The following is a 25,255-nucleotide window of genomic DNA, read 5'->3' as shown; positions in this document are numbered from 1 at the left end:
CTACTGAATTAAACATCCAGTAATAAACGAGTTGGATCTTCAAGTAACTCTTTAATTGTTACTAAGAAGCCAACAGATTCTTTACCATCTATTTGGCGATGATCATAAGATAATGCCAAATACATCATAGGAAGAATTTCAACTTTACCATTCACAGCCATTGGACGATCTTGGATTTTATGCATACCCAAAATTGAAGACTGCGGTAAGTTGATAATAGGTGTTGATAGTAACGAACCGAACACACCACCGTTAGTGATAGTGAAGTTACCACCAGTCATGTCGTCAAGTGTTAACTTACCATCACGACCTTTAAGTGCTAATTCACGAATACCTTTTTCGATTTCAGCAACAGATAGCTTATCGCAATCTTTTAGTACTGGAGTCACTAGGCCACGTGGCGTAGAAACTGCAATGCTGATATCAAAATAGTTGTGGTATACGATATCATCGCCATCAATTGATGCATTTACGTCAGGGAAACGTTTTAGTGCTTCAGTAACTGCTTTTACGTAAAAAGACATGAAACCTAAACGGATACCGTGACGTTTCTCGAACACTTCTTGATACTGCTTACGAAGATCCATGATTGGTTTCATGTTAACTTCGTTAAATGTCGTTAACATTGCAGTAGAGTTTTTCGCTTCAAGAAGACGATTAGCAATGGTTTTACGTAAACGTGTCATAGGAACGCGTTTTTGTGTACGGTCACCCATTGGTGCCGCTGGCGCTGCTTCAGCTTTCGCCGCAGGAGCTGGTGACTTCAAGAATTGATCAACATCTTCTTTTGTCACACGACCATTTTTACCAGAGCCTTTAATTTTAGAAGCATCTAGGCCTTTTTCTGCGATTAAACGACGCACTGACGGTGTTAACACGTCTGAACTATCGCTAGAATCAGCAGCCGGAGCTTGTTCTTTTGCTGCAGGGGCTGCAGCTGGTGCGCCACCGGCTTTAACTTTACCGATAACTTGGTCACCCAGTACTGTATCGCCTTCTGCGTGAATAATTTCACCCATTACGCCATCTTCTTGAGCAACAACTTCAAGAACAACTTTATCAGTTTCGATATCAACTAGGTTTTGATCGCGTGTTACTGCGTCACCTGGTTGCACATGCCAAGTAGCTACTGTCGCGTCTGCGACTGATTCTGGAAGTACAGGTACTTTAATGTCCACTTCTTTACCTTCTGATGCTGGTGCTGATTGCGCCGCTGGCGCGTTTTCTTGTTTGTCTGAAGCTGGTGCAGCTTCGCTCTTTGCGTCTTCAGTTGGCGTAGCTGCATCAGCCTCACCAATGATACCGATCACTTGGTCGCCAAGTACGGTTGCACCTTCTTCTTGTGAAATTTCAGTGATCACACCGTCATGTGGTGCAACAACTTCTAAAACAACTTTGTCTGTTTCGATATCTACTAAGTTCTGATCACGGCTTACTTTGTCGCCAACACTTACATGCCATGTAGCAACGGAAGCATCAGCAACCGACTCAGGAAGAACAGGAACTTTAATTTCTGTGCTCATTGCTTATCCTTTATTTTCAATAGTAAGCGCGTCTGCGACAAGCGCTTGTTGTTCTTTAGTATGCACTGACATATAACCACACGCTGGAGAAGCAGAGGCTTTACGACCTGCATATTTAAGCTTCGCACCTTGTGGGATTGCATCTACAAAGTGGTGTTGTGAACAATACCAAGCACCTTGGTTTTGCGGCTCTTCTTGACACCAAACAAAGTCTTTCACATGTTGATAACGCGCCATAATGGCTTCCATTTCATCATGTGGGAATGGGTATAACTGTTCAACACGCACAATAGCAACATTCTCTTGCTCAAGCTTACGACGCTCTTGTAATAGCTCGTAGTAAACCTTACCACTACAAAATACTACGCGTTCTACTTTCTTAGCATCAATATCATCGATTTCATCGATCATATTATGGAATACACCTTCTGCAAGCTCTTCAAGCGACGACGTTGCAAGTGGATGACGTAACAATGATTTAGGTGTCATAACAATCAGTGGGCGACGCAGTGGTCTTACTGATTGACGACGTAACATTGCATATACTTGTGCCGGTGTTGAAGGCACACATACTTGCATGTTGTGATCAGCACATAGCTGTAAGAAACGCTCTAAACGTGCTGAACTGTGTTCAGGACCTTGCCCTTCATAACCATGTGGCAATAAAATGGTCAGTCCACATAAGCGGCCCCATTTTTGCTCACCTGAACTTAAGAATTGGTCAAATACAACTTGTGCGCCGTTAGCAAAATCACCAAACTGTGCTTCCCACAGTACTAGTGATGTTGGCTCTGCTGTCGCATAACCATATTCAAACGCCACAACCGCTTCTTCTGAAAGCACTGAGTCAAATACTTGGAAAGTACCTTGATCTTCACTTAAGTGCTGTAAAGGCGTGTAAGTGGCCCCATCAGTTTGACTATGTACAACTGCATGGCGGTGGAAGAAAGTACCACGACCTGAATCTTGGCCTGTTAAACGAATATCAGTACCTTCAGTTGCGATCGTTGCATAAGCAAGTGTTTCTGCCATACCCCAATCAAGTGGTTTCTCACCGTTAGCCATTAATTTGCGATCATCGTAAATCTTTTTAACGCGAGACTGAGCTTTATATTGCTCAGGGTAACTTGCTATTTTGTTACCTAGTTCTTTTAATTTTTCAACTGGAACGCTGGCATCGTAATCAACACTCCATTCATGGCCAACATACTTAGCCCAATCAGATGAGTGTGATGTTTCTGGTTGAATTTCTTCAACAACACAATTGCCTTCGTCTAAACCATTACGGTAGTCATCAGCCAGTGCTTTAATTTCATCTTCAGTAAACGAGCCTTCAGCCATTAACTGATCTGCGTAGATCAAACGTGGCACTGGGTGTTTTTTGATTTTTTGGTACATGATCGGTTGAGTCGCATTCGGCTCATCCGCTTCATTATGGCCGTGACGACGATAACAAACTAAATCAATAACCACATCACGTTTAAATTGATTTCTGAAATCAAGTGCGATTTGCGTAACAAATGCAACCGCTTCAGGGTCATCTGAATTAACGTGGAAAATAGGCGATTGCACCATTTTTGCGATGTCTGTACAGTAATCTGTTGAACGTACATCGTATTGTTTGCTTGTAGTAAAACCAACTTGGTTGTTCACTACAATGCGAATACTACCACCACAACTAAACGCATTTGTTTGCGATAAGTTAAAGGTTTCTTGAACAACACCTTGGCCTGCCACTGCCGAGTCACCATGAATGGTAATAGGTAGTGCTTTAATACCTGAACTGTCACCCAAACGGTCTAAACGTGCACGAACCGAGCCCATAACTACTGGGTTTACGATTTCAAGATGCGATGGGTTAAAGGCAAGAGCCATATGAACTTTGCCACCTTTAGTAGCAAAATCCGAAGAGTAACCCATGTGGTATTTAACATCACCTGAGCTTAATGTTTCTTTATGCTTGCCAGCAAACTCATCAAATAGTTCTGATGGGTTTTTACCAAGTACATTGACAAGAACATTTAAGCGACCACGGTGAGCCATACCAATAACCGCTTCTTGTTGGCCACTTTCGCCAGCACGGTGAATAAGCTCTTTAAGCATTGGTACTAATGCATCACCACCTTCAAGTGAGAAACGTTTAGCACCGGGGAACTTAGCCCCTAAATATTTTTCAAGACCATCCGCTGCGGTTAATCCTTTAAGGATACGCAACTTTTCATCTTTACTGAATGTTGGACGTGATTGCACTGACTCTAAACGTTGCTGTAACCAACGCTTTTCTTCAGTTGATGTGATGTGCATATACTCAGCGCCAACAGAACCACAGTATGTGGTCATTAGAGCTTGATATAACTCACCTAAAGGCATGGTATCGCGGCCTACGGCAAACGATCCCACGTTAAATTCACGGTCAAAATCAGCTTTAGATAATTCATGATATTCAAGCTCTAAGTCTCGAACACGTTCACGTTGCCAAATGCCCAATGGATCTAGGTTGGCATTTTGATGACCACGGAAACGGAAAGCATTTATAAGCTGGAGAACTTTGACTTGTTTAGGGTCACTGCTTCCACCTTCTGCTACCACTACTTCTCTATGCTTGTTTTTCGCAAGCGCCGCAAACTGTGCACGAACTTCTGAATGCTTAACTTCAACATCCACACCATCAACTTTTGGTAATTGTTCGAACACTTCTCGCCATTCTTCTGGCACAGAAGTCGCATTGTCTAAATACGCTTCATAAAGCTCTTCTATATAAGCAACGTTGCCGCCGTTTAAATGTGAAGATTCTAGCCATGCCTTCATCACACCTTCGTGCATTTATAAGCCCTTTTCTTTAGCGCAGAAATTAATTGTAATAACAAGATGGCCAATTCACATTAGCCATCTTACATTTATCAAGATTATTAAACCGAACGGCTTATTAACATTGATTTGATTTGTCCGATTGCCTTAGTTGGATTAAGACCCTTAGGACAAACGCTAACACAGTTCATGATACTGTGACAACGGAACACGCTGAATGCATCGTCTAAATCAGCTAAACGCTCTTCAGTTGCCGTATCGCGGCTATCAGCCAAGAAACGGTAAGCATGAAGAAGACCAGCTGGACCTATGAACTTGTCTGGATTCCACCAAAACGAAGGACACGATGTTGAACAACATGCACATAGAATACACTCATACAAGCCATCTAACTTATCACGTTCTTCGATTGATTGAAGACGTTCACCCGCCGCTGGCGTGTCATTAATTAAGTATGGTTTAACTTTTTCGTATTGAGTGTAGAACTGACTCATGTCAATAACAAGGTCACGTACCACAGGTAAACCTGGTAATGGACGTATTACAATTTTACCTTTGCCATTTTTTTGTAGCGTAGATAAAGGAGTAATACATGCTAAACCATTTTTACCATTCATGTTAACACCGTCAGAACCACATACACCTTCACGGCATGAGCGACGGAATGATAACGTTGGATCTTGCTCTTTTAATAATAAAAGTGCATCCAAAACCATCATGTCGTGGCCTTCTTCCGTTTGCAAAGTATATTCTTGCATACGTGGGGCGTTATCAACATCTGGATTATAACGATAAACAGAAAATTGTACTTGTGCCATCGTCTCGCTCCTAGTAGGTACGTGCTTTAGGTGGAAATGCTTCGCGCAGTTTAGGCGCATAGTTAACATCACGTTTGCTCATTTCATCCGTTACCGGATTGAAAACAGAGTGACATAGCCAGTTTTCGTCATCACGATCTGGGAAGTCAAAGCGAGAGTGTGCACCACGGCTTTCTGTACGGAAGTTTGCAGCGACTGCAGTTGAGTACGCTGTTTCCATCATGTTATCTAGCTCTAGACATTCGATACGTGCAGTGTTGAAGTCTAATGATTTATCATCAAGACGCGCATGCTGCAGACGTTCACGAATTTCTTTAAGTTCTTTAAGACCTGCTGCCATTGACTCACCTTCACGGAATACCGAGAAGTTAAGTTGCATACATTGCTGTAGATCTTTCTTGATTTGGACTGGATCTTCGCCTTGACCAATTGTTGAGTTTTCCCAACGATTAAAGCGAGCAAGTGACGCTTCTAAATCTGACTCAGAGGCATCTTTAGATACTTCAACATCATTTAGGTATGTACCTAAGAAGTTACCAGCTGCACGACCAAATACCACTAAATCAAGCAATGAGTTACCACCTAAGCGGTTTGCACCGTGTACAGATACACAGGCAATCTCACCAACTGCAAATAAGCCTTCAACTACTTTCTCATTGCCTTGGGCATCGATTTGTAGTACTTGCCCATTTACATTGGTTGGTACGCCACCCATCATATAATGGCAAGTAGGAATTACTGGAATTGGCTCTTTAGCAGGGTCAACGTGAGCAAATGTTTTAGCAAGATCACATACACCAGGAAGACGTAGATTAAGCGTTTCTTCACCTAAGTGATCAAGCTTAAGCTTAATGTGTGGACCCCAAGGACCATCACAACCACGACCTTCACGGATTTCTGTCATCATTGAACGAGCAACAACATCGCGTGACGCTAAATCTTTTGCATTCGGTGCATAACGTTCCATGAAACGCTCGCCATCTTTATTTAAAAGATAACCACCTTCACCACGACAACCTTCTGTTACTAGCGTACCCGCACCAGCAATACCGGTTGGGTGAAATTGCCACATTTCCATGTCTTGCATAGAAATGCCGGCACGAGTTGCCATACCAACACCGTCACCAGTATTGATGTGTGCATTAGTCGTTGATGCGAAGATACGACCTGCGCCACCCGTTGCTAGTACAACAGCTTTAGATTTAAAGTAAACAACTTCGCCGGTTTCGATATCGATTGCAGTACAACCAACAACATTACCATCATCGTTTTTAACTAAATCTAATGCATACCATTCAGAAAATACATTGGTTTTGTTTTTAACGTTTTGCTGGTAAAGAAGGTGTAATAACGCATGACCAGTACGGTCAGCTGCAGCCGCAGTCCGTGCAGCTTGCTCACCACCAAAATTCTTCGATTGACCACCGAAAGGACGTTGGTAAACACGGCCATTTTCAAAACGAGAAAATGGTAGACCCATGTTTTCTAATTCAGTAATTGCTTCTGGGCCTGTTTTACACATATATTCGATAGCGTCTTGGTCACCGATGAAATCGGAACCTTTAACAGTATCGTACATGTGCCATTCCCAGTTATCTTCATGTGAGTTACCCAAAGCAACCGTAATACCACCTTGTGCAGACACAGTGTGAGAACGGGTTGGGAATACTTTAGAGATAAGCGCACAGGTTTTACCTGATTCAGTGATTGCAAGTGCTGCGCGCATACCCGCACCACCTGCGCCAATCACAACGGCATCAAATTCACGAACAGAATATTTCACTTAAACACCCCATAAAACGATTAGACCAATAGCTACGTATGCAACGGCCATAAGGTTTAATACAAACCCTAAAACAGCGCGTAATGTTGCATTTTTCACGTAATCAGTCAGTACTTGCCAAAGGCCAATACGGGTATGAACCATAATGCAAACGAGGGTAATTAACGTAAACCCTTTCATTGCGAGGTTTGAAAACAGGCCTTGCCATGCTTCAAAAGTAACTTCTGGTGTACATAAGAAGTAGCCGATAATAAAAATCGCATACGCGGTAATTACTAGTGCCGTGGTACGTAATGAGACATAATCTTGTACACCATCACGCTTTAGAGTTGCTTGATTTAAAACCATATCCACACCCCTGCTAGAACAGAAGCCACAACGCCAAGTGCCATAGCAATTTTAGCGCTGAGGTTACCTGATTCAAGTTCTTCCCAATGTCCCATATCCATAATGATATGACGAATACCGCCGATAAGGTGGTATGCCAATACGGAAATGGTGCCCCAAGCTATAAATTTGGCAATGAATCCGCTAAACAGACCCTTGACGAATTCAAAACCTTCAGCAGAAGAAAGAGACTCAGACCAAGCCCAAATGACAAACGTTAAAGCAAAAAATAACGCAACACCGGTGACGCGGTGAAAAATTGATGCTTTAGCCGTTGCCGGCATTGATATAGTTGTTAGATCTAGATTTACAGGTCTTTGCTTTTTCACAGTTACTTGCCCATCTTGCCCACTAGGAGCTCATCTACTTGTTTTTCTTAACCCACCAGAAAACGATTTTTCTGATGGAACTATCTAAGTAAAGCTTTTTGTTACGACTAAAATTCACATTTTTGCAAAGATTAGCTGTAAAAATAACGTTTACCTACAGACAATACGGTATAAAACCTTCGATAGTATATATAGCCAAAGGTCTTTTTACAATTCTTGTTTAGTTAGAGCTATTTGCGAATTAGCCAATGGTATAATATTTAATCCCGTCAGAATATTTATTATACATTTGTGCATAATGTTTATAAAAATTGACTTTAACCCCCTCTTTCACGTTAAAATGAAAAGGATGTGCTTAAACAGATTCAGAACATAACAATCAGAGTTGTTATCTTAATAGGAGATAAATAGATGGCGGATAAGAAAGCCACAGTCCATATTGATGGTCTAGATCCAATCGAACTTCCAATTTACCAAGGTACTGCTGGTCAGGATGTAATCGATGTACGTACGTTAGGTGCTCACGGTCATTTCACATATGATCCAGGTTTCATGTCGACTGGTTCTTGCGAATCTTCAATTACATATATCGACGGTGGCAAAGGGATATTACTTCACCGTGGTTACCCAATTGAACAACTAGCCGAAGACTCAGATTATGTTGAGTTGTGTTATTTACTGTTAAACGGTGAATTACCAACTAAAGAGCAATATACTGATTTTGCATCACAAATCACACATAGCACGATGCTTGATGAGAAAATTGCAAACTTCTTCCAAGGCTTCCGTTTTGATGCCCATCCAATGGCTATGCTATGTGGTGTAGTTGGTGCATTATCATCTTTTTATCATGAAGATCTTGATATTACTGATGCAACACAACGTAAAACAAGTGCTGTAAAATTAATTGCTAAGCTTCCAACTATCGCAGCGATGGCTTATAAATACAACGTAGGTCAACCATTCGTTTACCCACGCAATGATTTAAGCTATGCAGAAAACTTCTTACATATGATGTTCTCTGTACCAGCTGAAGAATATAAAGTTAATCCAGTGACTGCTAAAGCAATGGATAAAATCTTTATGCTTCACGCTGATCACGAGCAAAATGCATCAACGTCTACAGTACGCTTAGCTGGTTCTTCTGGTGCTAACCCATATGCATGTATTGCCGCAGGTATCGCATCACTTTGGGGCCCTGCACATGGCGGTGCTAACGAAGCATGTTTAAACATGTTAGAAGAAATTGGCTCTGTTGATCGCATCGACGAATACGTTGCTAAAGCAAAAGATAAGTCGGACCCATTCCGTCTTATGGGCTTTGGACACCGTGTTTACAAAAACTTCGATCCGCGTGCAACTGTAATGCGTCAAACCTGTCACGAAGTACTTGCTGAGCTTAATATTCAAGATCCGTTGCTGGATATTGCAATGAAACTTGAGCAAATTGCATTAGAAGACCCATACTTTGTTGAGAAGAAACTTTACCCTAATGTAGACTTCTACTCAGGTATTATCTTAAAAGCAATTGGTATCCCAACAAGCATGTTCACTGTGATCTTCGCAATGGCACGTACTGTTGGTTGGATCACACACTGGGACGAGATGTTATCTCAACCTGGTCATAAGATCAGCCGTCCACGTCAGCTATATACTGGTCACACACACCGTGATTACGTAGCAACAGACAAGCGTTAATTTTATAGTTGATGCTAAAAAGGGCCGCATTTGCGGCCTTTTTTGTATCTAGTCCTTGAGAAATATCACAAAGCCATTACAATTCCGGTTCAGTTTTTAATTCGGCTTTGGTGTGCTTGATGTTGAAAAGTTATGTTTAATATAGAAAAAATTCGCGCAGACTTTCCTGCCCTAAAACAACTCATCAACGGGCAACCGCTGGTCTATCTTGATTCGGCTGCAACCACCCAAAAACCACTGTCAGTTATCAGCGCGACTGAGCATTTTTACGCACGTAATAATGCTAACGTTCATCGTGGCCGCCATACCTTAAGCGAACAAGCAACCCACGCCTATGAACAAGCAAGACAGACCGTTGCCAATTATTTTAATATCGACGCAAATGAGTTAGTTTGGACCAAAGGAGCTACTGAGGCAATAAACTTAGTTGCGAATGGTTTAACTGAGCAGCTTGATAATGATTCAACCATCATCATTTCAGCCTTAGAGCATCACGCTAATATTGTGCCATGGCAACAGTTAGCAAAGCGCACGGGAGCAAAGCTGCTGGCACTTCCGTTACAAAAAAATGGCAGCTTTGATGTTCAAGCATGTGTTGAATTCATCAGTCAGCATAAGCCATCTGTACTTGCTATCACTCACGCGTCTAATGCGCTTGGTAATATCACAGATCTTGACCCAATATTACATGCCGCAAAACGCCATGACGCAATTACCTTAGTGGATGGTGCGCAAGCTGCGCTGCATTTACAGCCAAATTTACCTCAACTTGGTTGTGATTTTTATGTTTTTTCGGCTCATAAAATGCTCGGGCCGACCGGATTAGGAGGATTATATGGTCGTTATGATCGATTAAATAGTTTAGCCGTGTATCAAACTGGTGGCGAAATGATTGAAACTGTTACATTAGCAAAAACAATATTTCGTCAGGCGCCAGCAAAGTTTGAAGCAGGTACACCAAACATTGCTGCAGTGATCGCTTTTGCAGCTGCAATCGATTATCTAACCAGTTTAAATAAGACTAATGTATATACTCATGAACAAGTAATTTTTAATTATGCGGCAGAAAAACTGCAAGCCATCGCAGGAATTACCGTTTATAGCAACATTGAGAACAATATTGGTACCCTTTGTTTCAATTATAAAGACGAACACCCTTTCGATATAGCAACACTTTTAGATGGTTATGGTATAGCAGTTCGCAGCGGTCATCATTGTGCTCAGCCATTAATGCAACATTTAGGTATTAATGGCAGTGTTCGAGCCAGCTTTGCATTTTATAATAACCATAGCGATGTTGATTTATTTATCGCTGCTTTGCAAAATTGCTTAGAGTTATTAGACTAATTATGGATAAGACATGATTAAAACGTTTAAAGAAATTGCTTCATCGCTTGAGAGCTCGCCATCATGGCAACAAAAATACCGTGAAATAATGCTACTAGGTAAACAATTACCAGCTATGCCGGCTGTTTTAAAAACCAGCGATGCCCTTGTACCTGGCTGTGAGAGTAAAGTTTGGCTGTATTTGGATTTTGATCTTGAAGAAAATTGCTTGGTTATTATTGGTGACTCAGATACCCGTATAGTAAAAGGGTTATTAGCGATTATTCTGTCGCTTTATAATGGTTTAACCCCTGAACAAGCTATTAACACTGACGCATTTGCACAGTTTAATCATTTAGGGCTTATCCAGCACCTTAGTCCTTCCAGAGGCAACGGTATTAAAGCCATGGTTGAGCGTATTCAAACCATGGCAGAACAGAAAAACTAATTTTTCACGGTACGTGCGCAGCGATCTAAATATTTACGTATTGATTTTGCTGCGACAAAAAAACCAAAACTTCCGGTTACCATAGTCGCTGAACCAAAACCGTTGTTACAATCCATATTCATGGAGCCATCAGCCCCCTGTTTAGCATGACAAACGCTGCCATCAGTACTTGGATATACCAATTGCTCAGTTGAATAAACACAATCGATGTTGAATTTTCGCTTTGGATTACTACTAAAGTTGTACTGTTTGCGCAAAATATATCGGACTTTTGCCAGTAATGGATCATGGGTGGTCTTTGCTACATCACCAAAAGTGATTTGACTCGGATCAGTTTGACCGCCAGCACCACCGGTGGTGATCACCGGTATTTTGTTACGTTTACAATGCGCTATTAATGCCGCTTTTTCTTTTACTGCATCAATGCAATCTATGACATAGTCAAAACCACTTATATGCTCACGAATATTATCTAAAGTAATAAAATCATCGACAACACTGACCTCACACAGTGGATTGATCAATTCACAGCGGGCCTTCATTGCGACAACCTTTGCTTCACCCACCGTGCCTGTTAATGCATGTATTTGCCGATTCACGTTGGTTGCACAAATATCATCAAGATCAATTAAGGTTATTTTACCAACTCCAGTACGTGCTAGAGCCTCTGCCGCCCACGAGCCCACGCCACCAATACCAATAACACAAAAGTGGGCTTGTTGTAGCCATTCAAATTCAGTGTTGCCATATAATCTTTTGATACCACCAAAACGGATATCGGTTACTTTTTCACTCATTTACCAATCCAGTTGCCATGGTGTCTGCCAAGGCTGAAAATTTTCATGTTCAATTAATGTTGTAAACTCATCATCGTAATGCGGTAACAAACTAAATTGCTGTAGTTTACCTTGCCACACAAAACTTAGTGCAAAAGCATGTAAATAGGTGCGCTCAGCAGCAGTACCACCGTATATTACATCACCTAAAATCGGCGCAGAAAGGCTTTTTAGCGCGACCCGTAATTGGTGCGTTTTACCCGAGTAAGGCTTTAAGATAAATGCCCTTCTATTGGCTTTAAAATTAATAGAATAAAAGCGAGTTATAGCTGGGTTTTCTTTACTTGTTAGTAGCTTATAGGTACTACGGCGTGATTTAGCCATATCCCCTTTGATCCAACCTTGCTTTTTCTTCGGTTTGCAATCACTTATCGCCAAATAAAACTTATTAACTTGATGAGCAGTAAATAAAACTGTCAGCTTTGCAGCCGCTTCACTACTGCGTGCTAAAATTATTAGCCCCGATGTCACTTTATCAAGGCGGTGCACAGCATATAACTTTTCTGCGAGTTGTTGCTCAGCGAGTACTACAAAACCTGGGCCTTCTTCACTATGGAAATTAAGCCCGGCAGGTTTTTCTATAATATAAAAATCAAGGTGCTTTGCTATAACCTTGAGTAATGTGAACGTGTTCACCACTTAATGACTTTGCAGTATAGCAATTACACGCGCTAAATCATCAGGCGTATCAACCCCTGCTTGCGGTGTTATTTTTGCCTGTTCTATTTTTATTTTATAGCCATGATATAAAACACGTAATTGCTCAAGAGATTCAAGTTGCTCTAATGGGGATGGCGTCAGTGAGATGTATTGTTTAATAAAACCAGCGCGGTATGCATAAATACCCACATGACGTTGAAAATCTTGTGTGTCTAATCCGTTATTCTCACCAGTGTACATATGACTACGATCATAGGGAATGCTGGCACGAGAAAAGTACAGTGCATTTTTATTTACATCGCTGACGACTTTAACTGCATTGGGATTAAAGATCTCATCGACATTCTCAATGGCGGCACTCAAGGTCGCCATTGGCGCACTTGAATTAGCAAGTAAAGCTGCAACTTGCGAGACATTTTCAGCGGCTAATAAAGGCTCATCACCTTGCACATTCACTACAATAATATCGTTATTAAGTGATAATAAATCAACAACTTCAGCTAGCCGTTCAGTGCCTGACTGATGATCATCTCGAGTCATTAAGACATTATTAGTAAAGCCTTTGACAACATCAAAAACCTGTTGATGATCGGTGGCTATTACGACCTTACTAGCCCCTGACGCCATCGCCTTTTCATAAACATGTTGAATCATAGGTTTGCCACAAATATCAGCAAGGGGTTTACCTGGTAGACGACTCGATGCAAAGCGCGCTGGAATAACGACTACGAATTCCACTTTTCAATCTCTTCTAAGCTCAATTCACGCGCTTCATTTTCTAGTAATACAGGAATATCATCTCGAATAGGGTAAGCAAGTTTTGCAGCTGTGCTGATCAATTCACTGTTTTCTTTGTCTAAACGTAATTTGCCTTTACACACTGGGCAAGCAATTATTTCAAGTAATTTTGTATCAAAGGCCATCTAGGATCCCTTTTTCTCTCAGTAATAAGTTAAGTTTAGATACCACCGCAGGGGATGGCTCTGCGTCAACAGGTAAAAAATACCACGTTGGTTTTGCAAATGAGTGACATTTTACCGCATCTTTCTCCGTCATAAACACTATTTCATCATTAAATTTTATGAAATCTTGTGCTGTATAACCATAATGATCTCGAAAATGATGACAACTTAGCAATGTAATGCCTTGTTGACGTAAGCTATTTTCAAAACGTTGTGGATTACCAATGGCGCTCACTGCGTGACCTCTCAAAAGCGGGACTTTAGTGGCTATATTAGTGGCAACATTTACTAAATCAGCACTTCTTAGCTGATAATTAAACATGGCATTCCCCCCATTTTCAATAACCAAATCAACTGATTTTAAACGTTTTTGTGTTTCTCTCAGTGGCCCCGCAGGCATTAACAAGCCATTGCCAAAACGTCGTTGACTATCAACAATACAGCACTCTATTGTTCTGGCCATTTTATAATGTTGCATACCATCATCGGAAATAATCACATCAAGCTGATGTTGCGCAATTAATTGCTTTACATTAGCTTGTCGATCTGGGCCTACAACTACAGGGCAGTCAAGCCTGCGTTGAATAAGTACCGGCTCATCACCTGCCTGAGTCGTATCAGTATGCTCAGTCACAGTGAGTGGATAGCTATCACTGTTGCCGCCATAGCCTCGACTAATAATGCCAACCCTTAAGCCACGCTGCTGTAGGTAATCCGCAAGCCAGATCACAAAGGGAGTTTTCCCGTTACCACCGACGCTAATATTACCTACCACGATAACTGGCACAGGGCTTTGGTATGCCTTCAATAAACCTAGCGCATACGCTAATTTACGCAGATTACTTATAAACCAAAATAATCCACTCAGTGGTAAAAGTAATACGGTAAGAAAGCTTATACCTCGATACCAGCTTTGTTCTAATTTACTCACCCGTGCTCACCAAATTGCATCTTGCAAAGCGCTGCATACGTGCCATCATTAGCCAGTAAGCTGATGTGATCACCACTTTCTATCACTTGACCATTATCAATAACATAGATGTGGTCGCTTTGTTCTATTGTTGATAATCGGTGAGCAATCACAATAGAGGTTTTATTTTTCATTAATGCTTCTAAAGCGTGCTGGATCAGTTTTTCAGACTCTGTATCTAATGCAGAAGTTGCTTCATCTAAAATCAAAATTGGTGCATCTTTTAAGATTGCTCTTGCAATCGCTATACGCTGGCGTTGCCCGCCAGATAACATAACGCCATTTTCACCGACCATGGTATTTAGACCGTCGGGTAAATCTTTCACAAACTCCCACACATGTGCTTGTTTTGCCACATTCAAGACCTCGTCATCACTAAGTGGACGTGCAATACCATAACTGATGTTATTGGCAATGGTGTCATTAAACAACACTACTTGCTGTGATACTAGAGCAAATTGGCGACGTAAATCTGTTAACTTATAATCCGCCAGTGGCACGCCATCGAGTAAAATCTCGCTTGGCGGTTGTAAGTCATAATAACGTGGTAATAAGTTTGAAATAGTTGATTTACCAGAACCTGAACGCCCAACTAACGCAATACTCTCGCCCGCTTTTATAGTGAGCGATAAGTTTTTTAATACAGCTTCTGCTTTCGTTGGGTAATTAAAGGTGACATTTTTAACTTCAATCATACCTTTTACTTTATCTACACTAATTGTACCAACGTCTTTTTCGGCCTCTTGGTCAAGCACTAAAAAAATGCTTTGCGCTGCGGATATGCCACGCTGTAAATCGCTATTTACATTAGCTAATTGCTTTAAAGGGCGTAATAACATCATCATCGATGAAATAAGCACCACAAAATCCCCAGAGCTCACTGTATCAATCATTGATGGCATAGAAACCACCCAGAGAATAACTGCCATTGCACTTGCAGCCAAAATTTGAATCACAGACACACTAAGTGCTTTAGTGGCATCCATTTTGATACGCTGCTGACGATTATGATTATTAATTTTTGCAAATTGGGTTATTTCTTGCTGTTGACCGCCAAAGCCATGAATCACTTTATGGCCACTGAGCATTTGCTCTGAGCTACGGGTAACTTGCCCCATTGCCGATTGAATATTTTTAGAGATAAGACGAAAACGTTTTGATACAACGGAAACAATAACTGCCACCAGGGGGATTATGATCAAAAAGATTAATGACAGCTTCCAACTTGTATAAAACATAACAGCCAGTAAAAACACCACAAATGCGCCTTCTCTGACTACTATAAGCATTGCTTTGGTGATCGCTTGCTGCACTTGCTCGGTATCGAACGTTATTTTTGAAATTAAATCCCCAGTTGAATTTTGATCATGAAAGGCAACGGGTAAATGTAAAATATGCTCAAATAATTGCTGACGTAACGAGCGGACAACTTGTGAACCCACATAACTTAAACAATAAGACGAGATATAGTTAAAAATACCCCGGCCAAACACTAACGCGATGACAACAAATGGTGCGTATTTTAATACTTCAGCGTTGCGTTGATTTAAGCCCTGATCTATAAATGGCTTCATTAGTTGGATAAATAAAGCATCCATAGCTGAGTAGCCAATCATGCCAATCACAGCAAAAATGGCAACGCTTTTATAATCCCCCACATACGTCAATAAACGCTTATAAATTTGTGATGTAGTTTGGTCCATAGTACTCTCTTATTCATAATCTGTGGCTATTGTAGCCTCCAGTTGCACAAAACTAAACTCAATCTTTTAGAAACCAATAACTTTCATCTTCACGAGCTAGGTTTACTGTGTAGTGATGTTGATAAAACTCAATTTTAACCTGCCCTTTTTCAGCTGTTGTATATTGTAAAGCGTGCTGCTTAGCATAACGTGCTAAAACTTCTGTACGTGGAAATTGCCACTGCCCTTTATATGCCGTTGAATGAATAACAACCTCAGGAGCAACCGCATGAATAAATGCATCACTTGATGAGGTATTACTACCATGGTGAGGACTCAATAATACCGTACTTTTAAGCACACCTTGCTGCTGGATTAGTTGTGCTTCTCTTTTTGTTGAAATATCACCAGGAAGCAAAACACTGAACCTGCCATCACTGATATGCACTACACAAGAGTTATCATTGTCAGTTATTAAATGCTGTGCCGGCTCGCTCACGGTAATGATTAAGTCATAAAAACTATATTCGCCCGCTCTGCAAACTTGCTCTGGGCCAGTTGGTTGTAGCAATTTAAAAGTATGCTGGTAACCATGCTCTAACCAATGGGTAAGCCCTCCGGCATGGTCTTTATCCATGTGGCTAATAAGCGAAACTTCAACATCAATACCGTTTCTTTTTAAATAGGGTATTAAGGTGCTATTGACCCGCGTAAATGTATTAAAATAAATTGGGCCAAGATCATAAATAAAACCTTTGTCTTGATTACTGACTAACACCATGGTGCCATGACCCACATCGAATACATTAAGCTGCCAGCGCGGTTTGGTCAGTAAATAGTGATCGAGTACAACCAGTAGTAATGGTATGCATGCCAACAAACGCCAGGGCAAAAAACACACAATTATTGCTGCAATATAGCTACTAACAAGCAATTGCTGGCTAAAATTTGTGGTATCAAACCAACGAAAATTCTGTGGGATCAACAATAAGAGCTGATAAATATGCTGTAATAATGAATCAAACACACTAATCAACCCGCTAATATCAATAAATACACTGATTGCGGAAAATAATACTAAGCAAGGCATGATAATAAAACCAAGTAATGGGATAGCCACTAAATTAACAACTAAGCCAATTACGCTGACCCCATTGAAATAATAAAGCGATAGCGGTAATAAACCAATAAACAAAGCAAACTGTAGGGTAATGAGTGTTTTTATGATGGCTAAAAAGCCGGAGCTGGTTATGGTTATGACACTAAAAACCCAAAAGATAATTGCTACCGCAGTGAATGAAAAATAAAGTCCTGGATTAAGTAAACTAAATGGGTCGATGAGCAATACACATACTAATGCAAACAAGATAAATCGCCAGCGCAGTGCCTGTTTAGCAAAGTAATAAATAACTAAATAACATCCTAACATGATCAAAGCGCGAGTTGCCGATACGATAAAACCACTTAAGTACACATAACTAAAAGCAAGCACAAATCCACCTAAACTATAAATAAGCGACAAATTGATCTGCTGTACTGTTGGTTTAACCACAAAAATAAAAAAACTTATTAAGTAGCGGGTTATAAAAAAACCGATACTAAACATCAAGCCAATATGTAATCCAGAAATGGCTAATAAATGGCTAATACCAAATTGTTGTAATTCTTGCTTTTGTGAAAAACTCATAGCACTGCGGTCGCCAGTCAGTAGCGGATAATACAGCCAATTTAGCGAGTTATGTTGGTAGGTGTGTTTGATAAAATTACGGTATTTTTCAATTAGGTCAGCTTCATAGTTATTAGAGATTTCGATAATACTACCAACTTGCTTGCCTTTAAAAAATAGTCGCTCACTAAATGCGTAACGCTCTTTATCAAACACATCATAATTTTTTTGGCTGCGATATTTTTCTAATTCAAGCCACGTTTTAACATGATCACCCACCTTAAGTAACTGGTCGTTATTAAAAGTCAGCAATGCAAAAGGAGGCTTAATATTTGATAGAGGTTGATTATCTATCTTATTGAGCTGAACTTTTAAATAATAGTGATCACGCTGAGAAATAACCTCAACAATCGTAATATTACTTAGATATGGTTTATTTTCATCCAAAGCCAAGCTGGAAATTGCGTAGAAGCTGGTAAAATGTACCCATACACACAAAATTCCACAAATAAAACCTAACAATACACTGTAAAACGGCTTAAAATAGAGACTCGCAATTAACAGAGATAACGCGAAAACTGTAAATACAAGGGTCTGATAATAAAAAACGGTTATAATACAACCAACGACAAACCCAACGCTTAACCAAACAGATGTAAATGGTTGCTTTAAATGGCTAAAAAAACGATCCAACGGTTTTTACCCGATCACAATAAAGTTAAACATCATAAATATTTAAAAATTTTTGGTCGTTTACTCCACGATGCCAATCTATGGCATTTAAATCGTCGTTCAGCTCGTGGGGCATTTTCCGTCGGTTTATTCTTTGCTTTCATTCCGGTTCCTTTTCAGATGGTGCTTGCTGCTGCATTGGCAATTCCGTTACGAGTAAATCTTCCTATTTCTGTCGCAGTAGTTTGGATCACTAATCCGCTAACCATGCCACCTATCTTTTATTGTTCGTATTTAATTGGCACATTAGTGTTAGGACAGCCGGAACAACATTTTGCATTTCAACCAAGTTGGCAATGGTTTATGGAAAGCTTAACAACTATTGGCCCTGCTTTTTTAGTTGGCTCTTTGATCAGTGCTTGTATCGCATCAGTAATAGGCTACTTCGGTGTTGATTTACTATGGCGTCGTTCAGTGCGTAAAGCATGGTTAAATCGTCATAAAAAATAACTGTTTCTAATTTAAAGTATAGACAAAAAAAACCCTGCTTAGCAAAGCAGGGTTTTTTTTCAATACTAAGTGACCGTTAATGCTGGATCACCCAGTAATAATTTCAAAAACTAACGAAATATACGACGTATACCAACTAGAGGAAGTAATAATAACGTATACCAAGGGAAACTAGACGATTGACGCTCATATGTGTCAGTTTCAGGATCAGAGCAGCTATCAATAGTCCCATTAATAGGAGATAACTTCACTGGCACAGCAATACTTTCGTATTCTATCTCACCATTAATATCACGAACAATACCACCTAATGAATCAGTTTTTTCTACTGTTTTAGTAGCAACACCAAAAATTTCATTTTTATTGTTAATCACTTTCGCTTCTGCAACGACATAACCATAACGAGTTTCACCGTCTGCTTCATAGCAAGGCAGTAAATCATTTATGTTTGTAATCGCATCTTCACCAATCTTGTACAGGAAACCTTCTCGGCGACGCGCACCAACATTAAATACGTCAGTTTCACCTTCACCAACAATATAACCATTATCATTAATATCATTGGCAACTGAAGTAGAACTATTAAAGAAATCTTTTGGGAATACAGTACTGCTGCTGGCAATATCATGATAGAAAAACTTAAGACGATCAGCGCCTTCAATTCTTTTTATACCATAGCCAACAATAATGTTATTTTCATTAATGGCTACTGACTTACCACCAGTCCAATCATCTTCTTGATTGAGGATTTCAACAACGTTACCGTCTTTGTAATAAACAGGTAATGCTCTGATTGTTGACGATCTATCATTATCACGAATGTCAGAGTAACCAGCAACAATGCCATTACTATTAACAGCGAGTGCATTACTTATAAATGCAAACCCGTCATCCTCTTCTGGCGTAAGGCCTAAACCAAGCGGTTCAGTTTTAGTAATATTTAAGTTTGTATCAAGTGTCCACTTAATAGCACGGCTATCAAACAGTCGTGATGATGTACTTCTATGCAAATTTTCAATACAAACACTGACAGGTTCATCTTCACCATCACAGTTATCATCAATATTTTCTTGTCTATCAACTGGGATCCCCGTTGATACTTGCCCGACAACAATATATCCTGTGTTGGTTTTAACTATACCGTTGGCTGAACTTAAGCCGCCATGTTCAGCATATTCTGGCACTAATGGCACATTTAAACCGGATGGTGATATAACAACGCCACGGGAGATAAAATCACGCACAAATTGTGTTTCTTCTTCAGTTTCACCATCAGGAAGAAAACTGGTTTTTTCATAAGGCGCACTGCCCCAACCTACCGTAATACCGTCTTCTGCTACTGCATTATAGTTATTGCTAACTGATCGTGTTAGGCCATCATAATCAACTGATGCAACATCAAAAAGAACTTGTTCTTGCGCTATACCGTCCAAAATATTGTAACCGATGATATTAGCCAATTTTTGATATTCTGGGTTGTTAGCTTGTGCTGATAAAAATGAAAGCATAAAACTATGTGCGTCTGGGTTAGTCGCCGCTGCATTATTGTTTTCAATATCATCTAAGGTAAAGGTAATTTCTTTATCAATTAACTCAAAGTAGTTTTCTTGGTTGCTATATGCATTTTTAATTAAGTTATCTGTAAAATCGATGTAACTCACATCTATGGGTAAGTTATATAAGCCGTTAGACTGCCCGATAATATAGCCGCTTTCGCTGACATCTTTTACGTAATTATGCTTGGCTTCGTCTAAAGAACTCAGCTCTGTCAACTGATATGTTGCACTGATTGCTGATGTACTCATCGTAGCTAGAATACTAGCCGCGAGTAATTTATATTTCATTTTAGTCCTTACTACTGATTCTTTAAATCTTCAAGTTCTTCCCAGCGCTCCAGAGCGGCTTCAAGGTCAGACTCAAGTTGTGCTAAATGGTTCAATTCTTTGGTTGTCGCACTGGCATCTTGTTTAAAGAAATCAGCGTCATTAACCACAACTTGCTGCGCTTCTAATGCTTGTTCAAGTTGTTCCAGCTTACTGGGTAATTGTTCTAATTCAAGTTTTAATTTGTAAGAGAGTTTATTACTTTTGTTATCTGCTTTAGCCACAGGAGCTGGTGCAACGACTGCTTCTTTTTTAGCAGGTGTAGTTAGCTGTTTTTTTTGTTCCTGTGATAAATAATTAGCATAGGCTTCATAATCACTGTAACCACCGACAATATCTGTAATTACCCCATTACCTTCAAATGCCCAAACACTGGTACAGGTATTATCAATAAACTCACGGTCATGGCTTACAATTAACACGGTTCCCTGATACTGATTAATAATATCCTCTAACAGCTCGAGGGTTTCTATATCTAAATCATTGGTCGGCTCATCAAGCACAAGAATATTTGATGGTTTTAAAAATAGTTTAGCTAATAATAAGCGATTTTTTTCACCGCCAGAGAGTGCTTTAACCGGTGTACGAGCACGCGCAGGCGGGAATAAAAAGTCTTGTAAATAACCGAGTACATGACGTGAGCGTCCGCCCATCATTACTTCTTGCTTACCTTCGGCAACGTTATCTTGTACGGTGGCTTCTTCATCAAGCTTTTGGCGGTATTGATCAAAGTAAGCAAACTCTAAGTTCACCCCTTGCTTTACAATCCCTGCATCAGCTTCAATATCACCAAATAGCAGTTTTAATAAAGTCGTCTTACCAATACCATTAGGGCCAACTAAGCCAATACGATCGCCACGCATAACTAATGTAGAGAAGTCATTGGCAATTACTTTGTCTTTATTAAATGCATGATTTAGATGTTTAGCTTCAAATACTAATTTTCCTGAACGGTCTGCCGTTTCAATATTGAAGTCAGTTTTACCCACTTGATCAACACGCTGTTTGCGTTCATTACGTAGCTGTTTAAGCTCGCGGACACGGCCTTCATTACGCGTTCGACGTGCTTTTACACCTTGGCGGATCCACGTTTCTTCTTCTGCTAAGCGTTTGTCAAATAATGCGTTTTGCGTTTCTTCTACTTTTAAATCATGGGCTTTTTGCTCTAAATAAGTAGCATAATCGCCAGGGTATGAAATCAGCTTACCGCGATCTAAGTCTAAGATCCGCGTCGCCACTGCACGAATAAACGCACGGTCGTGAGAAATAAAGACAATACCGCCTTTAAACTCTTTTAAGAATTGTTCAAGCCACATTACACTTTCCATATCTAAATGGTTAGTAGGCTCATCAAGTAATAATAAATCCGGCTCACTGACAAGTGCCCGTGCAAGGGCAACTTTGCGTAACCAGCCACCAGAAAGTGATTCAAGTTTGGCTTCTGGTGCTAATTCTAACTGTGTTAATACAAGTTGAATTCTACTATCAAAACGCCAACCATCTGCAGCTTCGAGTTGATTTGATAAACGTTCAAGTTTATTAAGTAGTTTATCTGTGCAGTCAGTTTGTAACTCAGTGCTGACGTGATGAAAATCAATTAATAAATTTGCAATCTCAGGCATACCTTGAGCAACATAATCAAACACCGAGCCACTAGCTCCTTTTGGTGGATCTTGCTCTAGACGAGATATTTTAATACTACCTAACTGATTTATTTCACCATCATCTAAAATAACTTGGCCATCAAGGACTTTTAGTAACGTTGATTTACCCGCACCATTACGACCAACTACACACACACGCTCACCAGTTTCGATGACGGCATCAGCGTTGTCTAACAGTGGATGCGTACCATACGCGAGTTGAGCTTTAGAAATTCTAATTAAATCCATACTATCTGTTTACTCTTATTCTGTTTGCGTAAAAAACTGACGCACATCTTGCGCAGTGAAAGGCCAAAATAATTGCGGGCCTTGATCGCTTTTTAAAACGGGTATACTGGTCTGATATTCTGTAATTAATTCTTCATCACTCATAATATCAACAAGCTGTAACAGATCATCACCCAACAACGGCGTGATCAAGCCCTGCGCTTGCTCACATAAATGACAGCCATCGGTATGATACAAAATCCACTTAGCCATGGGTTATCAACCAGCTATTATGTATTTTTTTATTGCGTTTAAAGTCAGGAGAAATCGTCTGCTCTGAAATATTAACAGCTTTTAAGCCTAAGCCAATCAAGCCCACTTCATCCATGGTGAAGCCACGCATATTATTCGAGAAAATCAACGTGCCAGATGGACTGAGAATTTTTTTAACCCATGTCAGTAATTTAATATGATCATTTTGTACATCAAAAGCATCTTTCATGCGTTTTGAATTTGAAAACGTTGGCGGATCTAAAAAGATCAAATCGTATTGGCTTGTGGCATGCTCAAGCCACTTCAAACAATCAGCCTGTTCAAAACGATAACGGGTATTACTGATATTGTTCAGGTCAAAGTTATCTTGGCCCCATTTCAAATAGGTTTTCGATAGATCAACCGTGGTTATCGCTTTAGCGCCACCCAGAGCTGCATGTACAGAGGCTGTCCCTGTGTAGGCAAATAAATTCAAGAAGCGTTTATCTTTGGCATTTTCTTGGATATAACGACGAGCAAGACGGTGGTCTAAAAACAAGCCAGTATCTAAGTAATCAAATAAATTGACTTTAAACTTCGCGCCAAACTCCTCAACTACTTGAGTACGATTTTGCTTAGCCATTGGTGTGTATTGCTCTTCACCTTTTTGCTTTTTACGTACTTTTACAGCAATATTTCCAGGTGCGATATTGAGCTGCTGTGAGGTTAACGAAATCACGTCTTGTAAACGTTTGTGCGCTGTTACATCGTCAATTTCTTTCGGCGCAGCGTACTCAAATATTACCGCTGAATCACCATAAATATCAACGGCTACATTGTATTCAGGAATGTCAGCATCGTAGACACGATAGGCCTGCACATCATTTTGTTTGAGCCAATTTTTCAAGCCTTGCTTATTCTTTTTAACCCGATTAGCAAACGACATCGAACCTTCAAAGTTCAATGCAGGCTTATCTTCAGTTGTTTGGCTGACTTGTTTGTCATCAAGTTGATATAAATTAAGTACCACATCAAGTGGACCATTTTTAAATTTATAACGCTTGAGTTTCACCAGCTTTAATAATTTAAATAAACTCTCATCCATGCCTAGTAGGGCAAGTTTCCAGTTATTAAAATGTTTTTTAAAGCCTGTACCTAAAGCACTGTGTAAACTTACCAACTCAGCCATCGAACCAATACGTTCACCATACGGTAAATTTGAAATAACCACACCTGGTAATTTTGCCACTGAGGTAAGCTTAGTTGCATCGCTTTGTTTAAACTTGATCACATCACCTAGATCAGCTCTACGAGCATTATCTACTGCTTTGCTTAGTACATTAGCGTCATTGTCATGACCAATAAGCCATAATTTAGGATCTGTAATTTGTGCTGTAAGCTGCTCTTTTAACTCTTTGTATTTAGCAATACGGAAACTTGGTAAGCGCTCAAATGCAAATCCCTCACGGAATAAACCCGGCGCTTCATTACGCGCCATGCCAGCAGCTTCAATCAAAATAGTGCCTGCACCACAGCAGGGATCAAATAGCGGCTGTTGAACATTGTCAAGCCAACCACTGCGTTTGATCAGTGCTGCCGCTAAATGCTCTTTAATAGGTGCCTTACCTTGACCTTCTCGATAACCACGTTCAGATAAACGCGGTCCTGAATAATCGATATACATGGCCACACCTTGACGCGATAAACGCGCAACAACGCGTACATTGGCATCTTGTTTATCAACGTTTGGCCGCTGTTCAAATAAATCATTAAAATAATCAACAATCGCATCTTTGATCACTAAACCTGAGAACTGGGTATTTTTAAGTGAGTCGTTGGTACCATTAAAGTCGACTGCAAAAGTTTGCGTTGGACCAAACCATTCCTGCCAAGGCTGTGAGCGAGCAAAATTGTAAAGGCTTTCTTTATTATTTACGCCCTCTTTCTCTTCGATCAACATCAGCACTCGTGTCGCGAAGCGGCTCATTAAACAGACCTTTTGTGCTAATGTAGTGTCGGCGTCAAAACGCACAGAACCGACTGTTTGTTTGGTCACCGTAGCGCCAATGTCAGTAAGTTCATCAACCAATAAATTTTCGATTCCGATAGAAGTAAGTGCGATAAAATGCAAAGTAATAACCCTTAATAGCTAATTGCGCGGGATTATAACA

General features: G+C 40.2%; 21 protein-coding genes. 4 read left to right on the top strand and 17 right to left on the bottom strand.

Annotated elements, in window-relative coordinates; translation table 11 throughout:
* Window positions 1-8: 8 nt before the first annotated feature.
* The 6 genes from odhB to sdhC form a co-directional block, all read right to left on the bottom strand.
* Entirely contained in the window at window positions 9-1,523 is a 1,515-nt protein-coding gene (gene odhB, locus PVK79_RS13760; RefSeq protein WP_145233866.1) for a 2-oxoglutarate dehydrogenase complex dihydrolipoyllysine-residue succinyltransferase, read from the bottom strand.
* A gap of 3 nt (window positions 1,524-1,526) precedes the next feature.
* Window positions 1,527-4,346: a 2-oxoglutarate dehydrogenase E1 component gene (gene sucA, locus PVK79_RS13755; RefSeq protein WP_145233864.1), complete on the bottom strand. Its 2,820-nt coding sequence runs from the start codon at window positions 4,344-4,346 to the stop codon at window positions 1,527-1,529.
* Window positions 4,347-4,432: 86 nt separating this feature from the next.
* Window positions 4,433-5,149, bottom strand: a complete 717-nt coding sequence (locus PVK79_RS13750; protein WP_016709644.1) for a succinate dehydrogenase iron-sulfur subunit — start codon at window positions 5,147-5,149, stop codon at window positions 4,433-4,435.
* Window positions 5,150-5,159: 10 nt separating this feature from the next.
* Window positions 5,160-6,932 carry a succinate dehydrogenase flavoprotein subunit gene (sdhA, locus tag PVK79_RS13745; protein ID WP_182734755.1) on the bottom strand — a complete coding sequence of 591 codons (1,773 nt, stop codon included), beginning with the start codon at window positions 6,930-6,932 and terminating at the stop codon, window positions 5,160-5,162.
* Window positions 6,933-7,280, bottom strand: coding sequence for a succinate dehydrogenase, hydrophobic membrane anchor protein (sdhD, locus tag PVK79_RS13740; RefSeq protein ID WP_145233859.1), 348 nt, complete (start codon window positions 7,278-7,280; stop codon window positions 6,933-6,935). It abuts the gene before it with no gap.
* A complete protein-coding gene (gene sdhC / locus PVK79_RS13735; protein ID WP_145233857.1) occupies window positions 7,271-7,648 on the bottom strand; it encodes a succinate dehydrogenase, cytochrome b556 subunit in 378 nt (125 codons plus the stop codon). The genes sdhD and sdhC overlap by 10 nt, the downstream gene beginning before the upstream one ends.
* A 411-nt stretch (window positions 7,649-8,059) precedes the next feature.
* Between sdhC and PVK79_RS13730 the strand changes: the two genes are divergently transcribed.
* From PVK79_RS13730 to PVK79_RS13720, 3 genes are all read left to right on the top strand, one after another.
* Window positions 8,060-9,346 carry a citrate synthase gene (locus PVK79_RS13730; protein ID WP_145233855.1) on the top strand — a complete coding sequence of 429 codons (1,287 nt, stop codon included), beginning with the start codon at window positions 8,060-8,062 and terminating at the stop codon, window positions 9,344-9,346.
* Between the two features lie 132 nt (window positions 9,347-9,478).
* Window positions 9,479-10,693, top strand: coding sequence for an aminotransferase class V-fold PLP-dependent enzyme (locus PVK79_RS13725; RefSeq protein ID WP_145233853.1), 1,215 nt, complete (start codon window positions 9,479-9,481; stop codon window positions 10,691-10,693).
* A gap of 13 nt (window positions 10,694-10,706) precedes the next feature.
* Window positions 10,707-11,120: a SufE family protein gene (locus PVK79_RS13720; RefSeq protein WP_145233851.1), complete on the top strand. Its 414-nt coding sequence runs from the start codon at window positions 10,707-10,709 to the stop codon at window positions 11,118-11,120.
* Here PVK79_RS13720 and tcdA read toward each other — a convergent pair.
* Genes tcdA through PVK79_RS13685 form a run of 7 tightly spaced genes read right to left on the bottom strand, consistent with a single transcriptional unit; the run spans window position 11,117 to window position 18,343 of the window.
* A complete protein-coding gene (gene tcdA, locus PVK79_RS13715) occupies window positions 11,117-11,917 on the bottom strand; it encodes a tRNA cyclic N6-threonylcarbamoyladenosine(37) synthase TcdA (protein WP_182730946.1) in 801 nt (266 codons plus the stop codon). The two genes, PVK79_RS13720 and tcdA, sit on opposite strands and share 4 nt — an antisense overlap.
* Window positions 11,918-12,592: a TIGR01621 family pseudouridine synthase gene (locus tag PVK79_RS13710; RefSeq protein WP_257325926.1), complete on the bottom strand. Its 675-nt coding sequence runs from the start codon at window positions 12,590-12,592 to the stop codon at window positions 11,918-11,920.
* A 3-nt stretch (window positions 12,593-12,595) separates the two neighbouring features.
* A complete protein-coding gene (kdsB, locus tag PVK79_RS13705; RefSeq protein ID WP_145233845.1) occupies window positions 12,596-13,354 on the bottom strand; it encodes a 3-deoxy-manno-octulosonate cytidylyltransferase in 759 nt (252 codons plus the stop codon).
* Window positions 13,342-13,539, bottom strand: coding sequence for a Trm112 family protein (locus tag PVK79_RS13700; protein WP_145233843.1), 198 nt, complete (start codon window positions 13,537-13,539; stop codon window positions 13,342-13,344). Before PVK79_RS13700 ends, kdsB begins: the two co-directional genes overlap by 13 nt.
* Window positions 13,529-14,509: a tetraacyldisaccharide 4'-kinase gene (gene lpxK / locus PVK79_RS13695; protein ID WP_182730948.1), complete on the bottom strand. Its 981-nt coding sequence runs from the start codon at window positions 14,507-14,509 to the stop codon at window positions 13,529-13,531. The genes PVK79_RS13700 and lpxK overlap by 11 nt, the downstream gene beginning before the upstream one ends.
* Window positions 14,506-16,251 carry a lipid A export permease/ATP-binding protein MsbA gene (gene msbA / locus PVK79_RS13690; protein ID WP_257325924.1) on the bottom strand — a complete coding sequence of 582 codons (1,746 nt, stop codon included), beginning with the start codon at window positions 16,249-16,251 and terminating at the stop codon, window positions 14,506-14,508. The genes lpxK and msbA overlap by 4 nt, the downstream gene beginning before the upstream one ends.
* A gap of 58 nt (window positions 16,252-16,309) precedes the next feature.
* Window positions 16,310-18,343 (bottom strand): DNA internalization-related competence protein ComEC/Rec2, encoded by a 2,034-nt coding sequence (locus PVK79_RS13685; RefSeq protein ID WP_310736411.1) that lies wholly within the window; start codon window positions 18,341-18,343, stop codon window positions 16,310-16,312.
* Window positions 18,344-18,568: 225 nt separating this feature from the next.
* Between PVK79_RS13685 and PVK79_RS13680 the strand changes: the two genes are divergently transcribed.
* On the top strand, window positions 18,569-19,078 hold the full coding sequence (locus PVK79_RS13680) for a DUF2062 domain-containing protein (RefSeq protein ID WP_145233835.1): 510 nt from the start codon (window positions 18,569-18,571) through the stop codon (window positions 19,076-19,078).
* Between the two features lie 110 nt (window positions 19,079-19,188).
* Here PVK79_RS13680 and PVK79_RS13675 read toward each other — a convergent pair whose 3' ends face one another.
* Genes PVK79_RS13675 through rlmKL form a run of 4 tightly spaced genes read right to left on the bottom strand, consistent with a single transcriptional unit; the run spans window position 19,189 to window position 25,215 of the window.
* Window positions 19,189-20,922, bottom strand: coding sequence for a DUF3466 family protein (locus PVK79_RS13675; protein ID WP_257325921.1), 1,734 nt, complete (start codon window positions 20,920-20,922; stop codon window positions 19,189-19,191).
* Window positions 20,923-20,933: 11 nt separating this feature from the next.
* Complete coding sequence (gene uup / locus PVK79_RS13670; RefSeq protein ID WP_145233830.1) at window positions 20,934-22,853, bottom strand: ATP-binding cassette ATPase Uup; 1,920 nt, start codon at window positions 22,851-22,853, stop codon at window positions 20,934-20,936.
* 15 nt (window positions 22,854-22,868) lie between these two features.
* Entirely contained in the window at window positions 22,869-23,105 is a 237-nt protein-coding gene (locus PVK79_RS13665) for a glutaredoxin family protein (RefSeq protein WP_182730950.1), read from the bottom strand.
* Complete coding sequence (rlmKL, locus tag PVK79_RS13660) at window positions 23,098-25,215, bottom strand: bifunctional 23S rRNA (guanine(2069)-N(7))-methyltransferase RlmK/23S rRNA (guanine(2445)-N(2))-methyltransferase RlmL (RefSeq protein ID WP_145233826.1); 2,118 nt, start codon at window positions 25,213-25,215, stop codon at window positions 23,098-23,100. Before rlmKL ends, PVK79_RS13665 begins: the two co-directional genes overlap by 8 nt.
* Between the last annotated feature and the right edge of the window lie 40 nt (window positions 25,216-25,255).

Origin of the sequence: Pseudoalteromonas rhizosphaerae (assembly GCF_028885455.1) — a bacterium.
Classification (GTDB): Bacteria; Pseudomonadota; Gammaproteobacteria; order Enterobacterales; family Alteromonadaceae; genus Pseudoalteromonas; species Pseudoalteromonas rhizosphaerae.
The sequence above is the reverse complement of the archived record's forward strand: the minus strand, read 5'-3'. Positions and strand labels throughout refer to the sequence as shown.

What these genes read in the sequence shown, in the direction of transcription:
- PVK79_RS13665 (WP_182730950.1), bottom strand. Translation starts at nt 23,105, where the DNA reads ATGGCTAAGTGGATTTTGTATCATACCGATGGCTGTCATTTATGTGAG.
- odhB (WP_145233866.1), bottom strand. Translation starts at nt 1,523, where the DNA reads ATGAGCACAGAAATTAAAGTTCCTGTTCTTCCTGAGTCGGTTGCTGAT.
- PVK79_RS13730 (WP_145233855.1), top strand. Translation starts at nt 8,060, where the DNA reads ATGGCGGATAAGAAAGCCACAGTCCATATTGATGGTCTAGATCCAATC.
- PVK79_RS13680 (WP_145233835.1), top strand. Translation starts at nt 18,569, where the DNA reads ATGGCTAAAAAAACGATCCAACGGTTTTTACCCGATCACAATAAAGTT.
- PVK79_RS13700 (WP_145233843.1), bottom strand. Translation starts at nt 13,539, where the DNA reads ATGGCCTTTGATACAAAATTACTTGAAATAATTGCTTGCCCAGTGTGT.
- PVK79_RS13750 (WP_016709644.1), bottom strand. Translation starts at nt 5,149, where the DNA reads ATGGCACAAGTACAATTTTCTGTTTATCGTTATAATCCAGATGTTGAT.
- sdhD (WP_145233859.1), bottom strand. Translation starts at nt 7,280, where the DNA reads ATGGTTTTAAATCAAGCAACTCTAAAGCGTGATGGTGTACAAGATTAT.
- sucA (WP_145233864.1), bottom strand. Translation starts at nt 4,346, where the DNA reads ATGCACGAAGGTGTGATGAAGGCATGGCTAGAATCTTCACATTTAAAC.
- msbA (WP_257325924.1), bottom strand. Translation starts at nt 16,251, where the DNA reads ATGGACCAAACTACATCACAAATTTATAAGCGTTTATTGACGTATGTG.
- uup (WP_145233830.1), bottom strand. Translation starts at nt 22,853, where the DNA reads ATGGATTTAATTAGAATTTCTAAAGCTCAACTCGCGTATGGTACGCAT.
- tcdA (WP_182730946.1), bottom strand. Translation starts at nt 11,917, where the DNA reads ATGAGTGAAAAAGTAACCGATATCCGTTTTGGTGGTATCAAAAGATTA.
- PVK79_RS13675 (WP_257325921.1), bottom strand. Translation starts at nt 20,922, where the DNA reads ATGAAATATAAATTACTCGCGGCTAGTATTCTAGCTACGATGAGTACA.
- PVK79_RS13720 (WP_145233851.1), top strand. Translation starts at nt 10,707, where the DNA reads ATGATTAAAACGTTTAAAGAAATTGCTTCATCGCTTGAGAGCTCGCCA.
- PVK79_RS13725 (WP_145233853.1), top strand. Translation starts at nt 9,479, where the DNA reads ATGTTTAATATAGAAAAAATTCGCGCAGACTTTCCTGCCCTAAAACAA.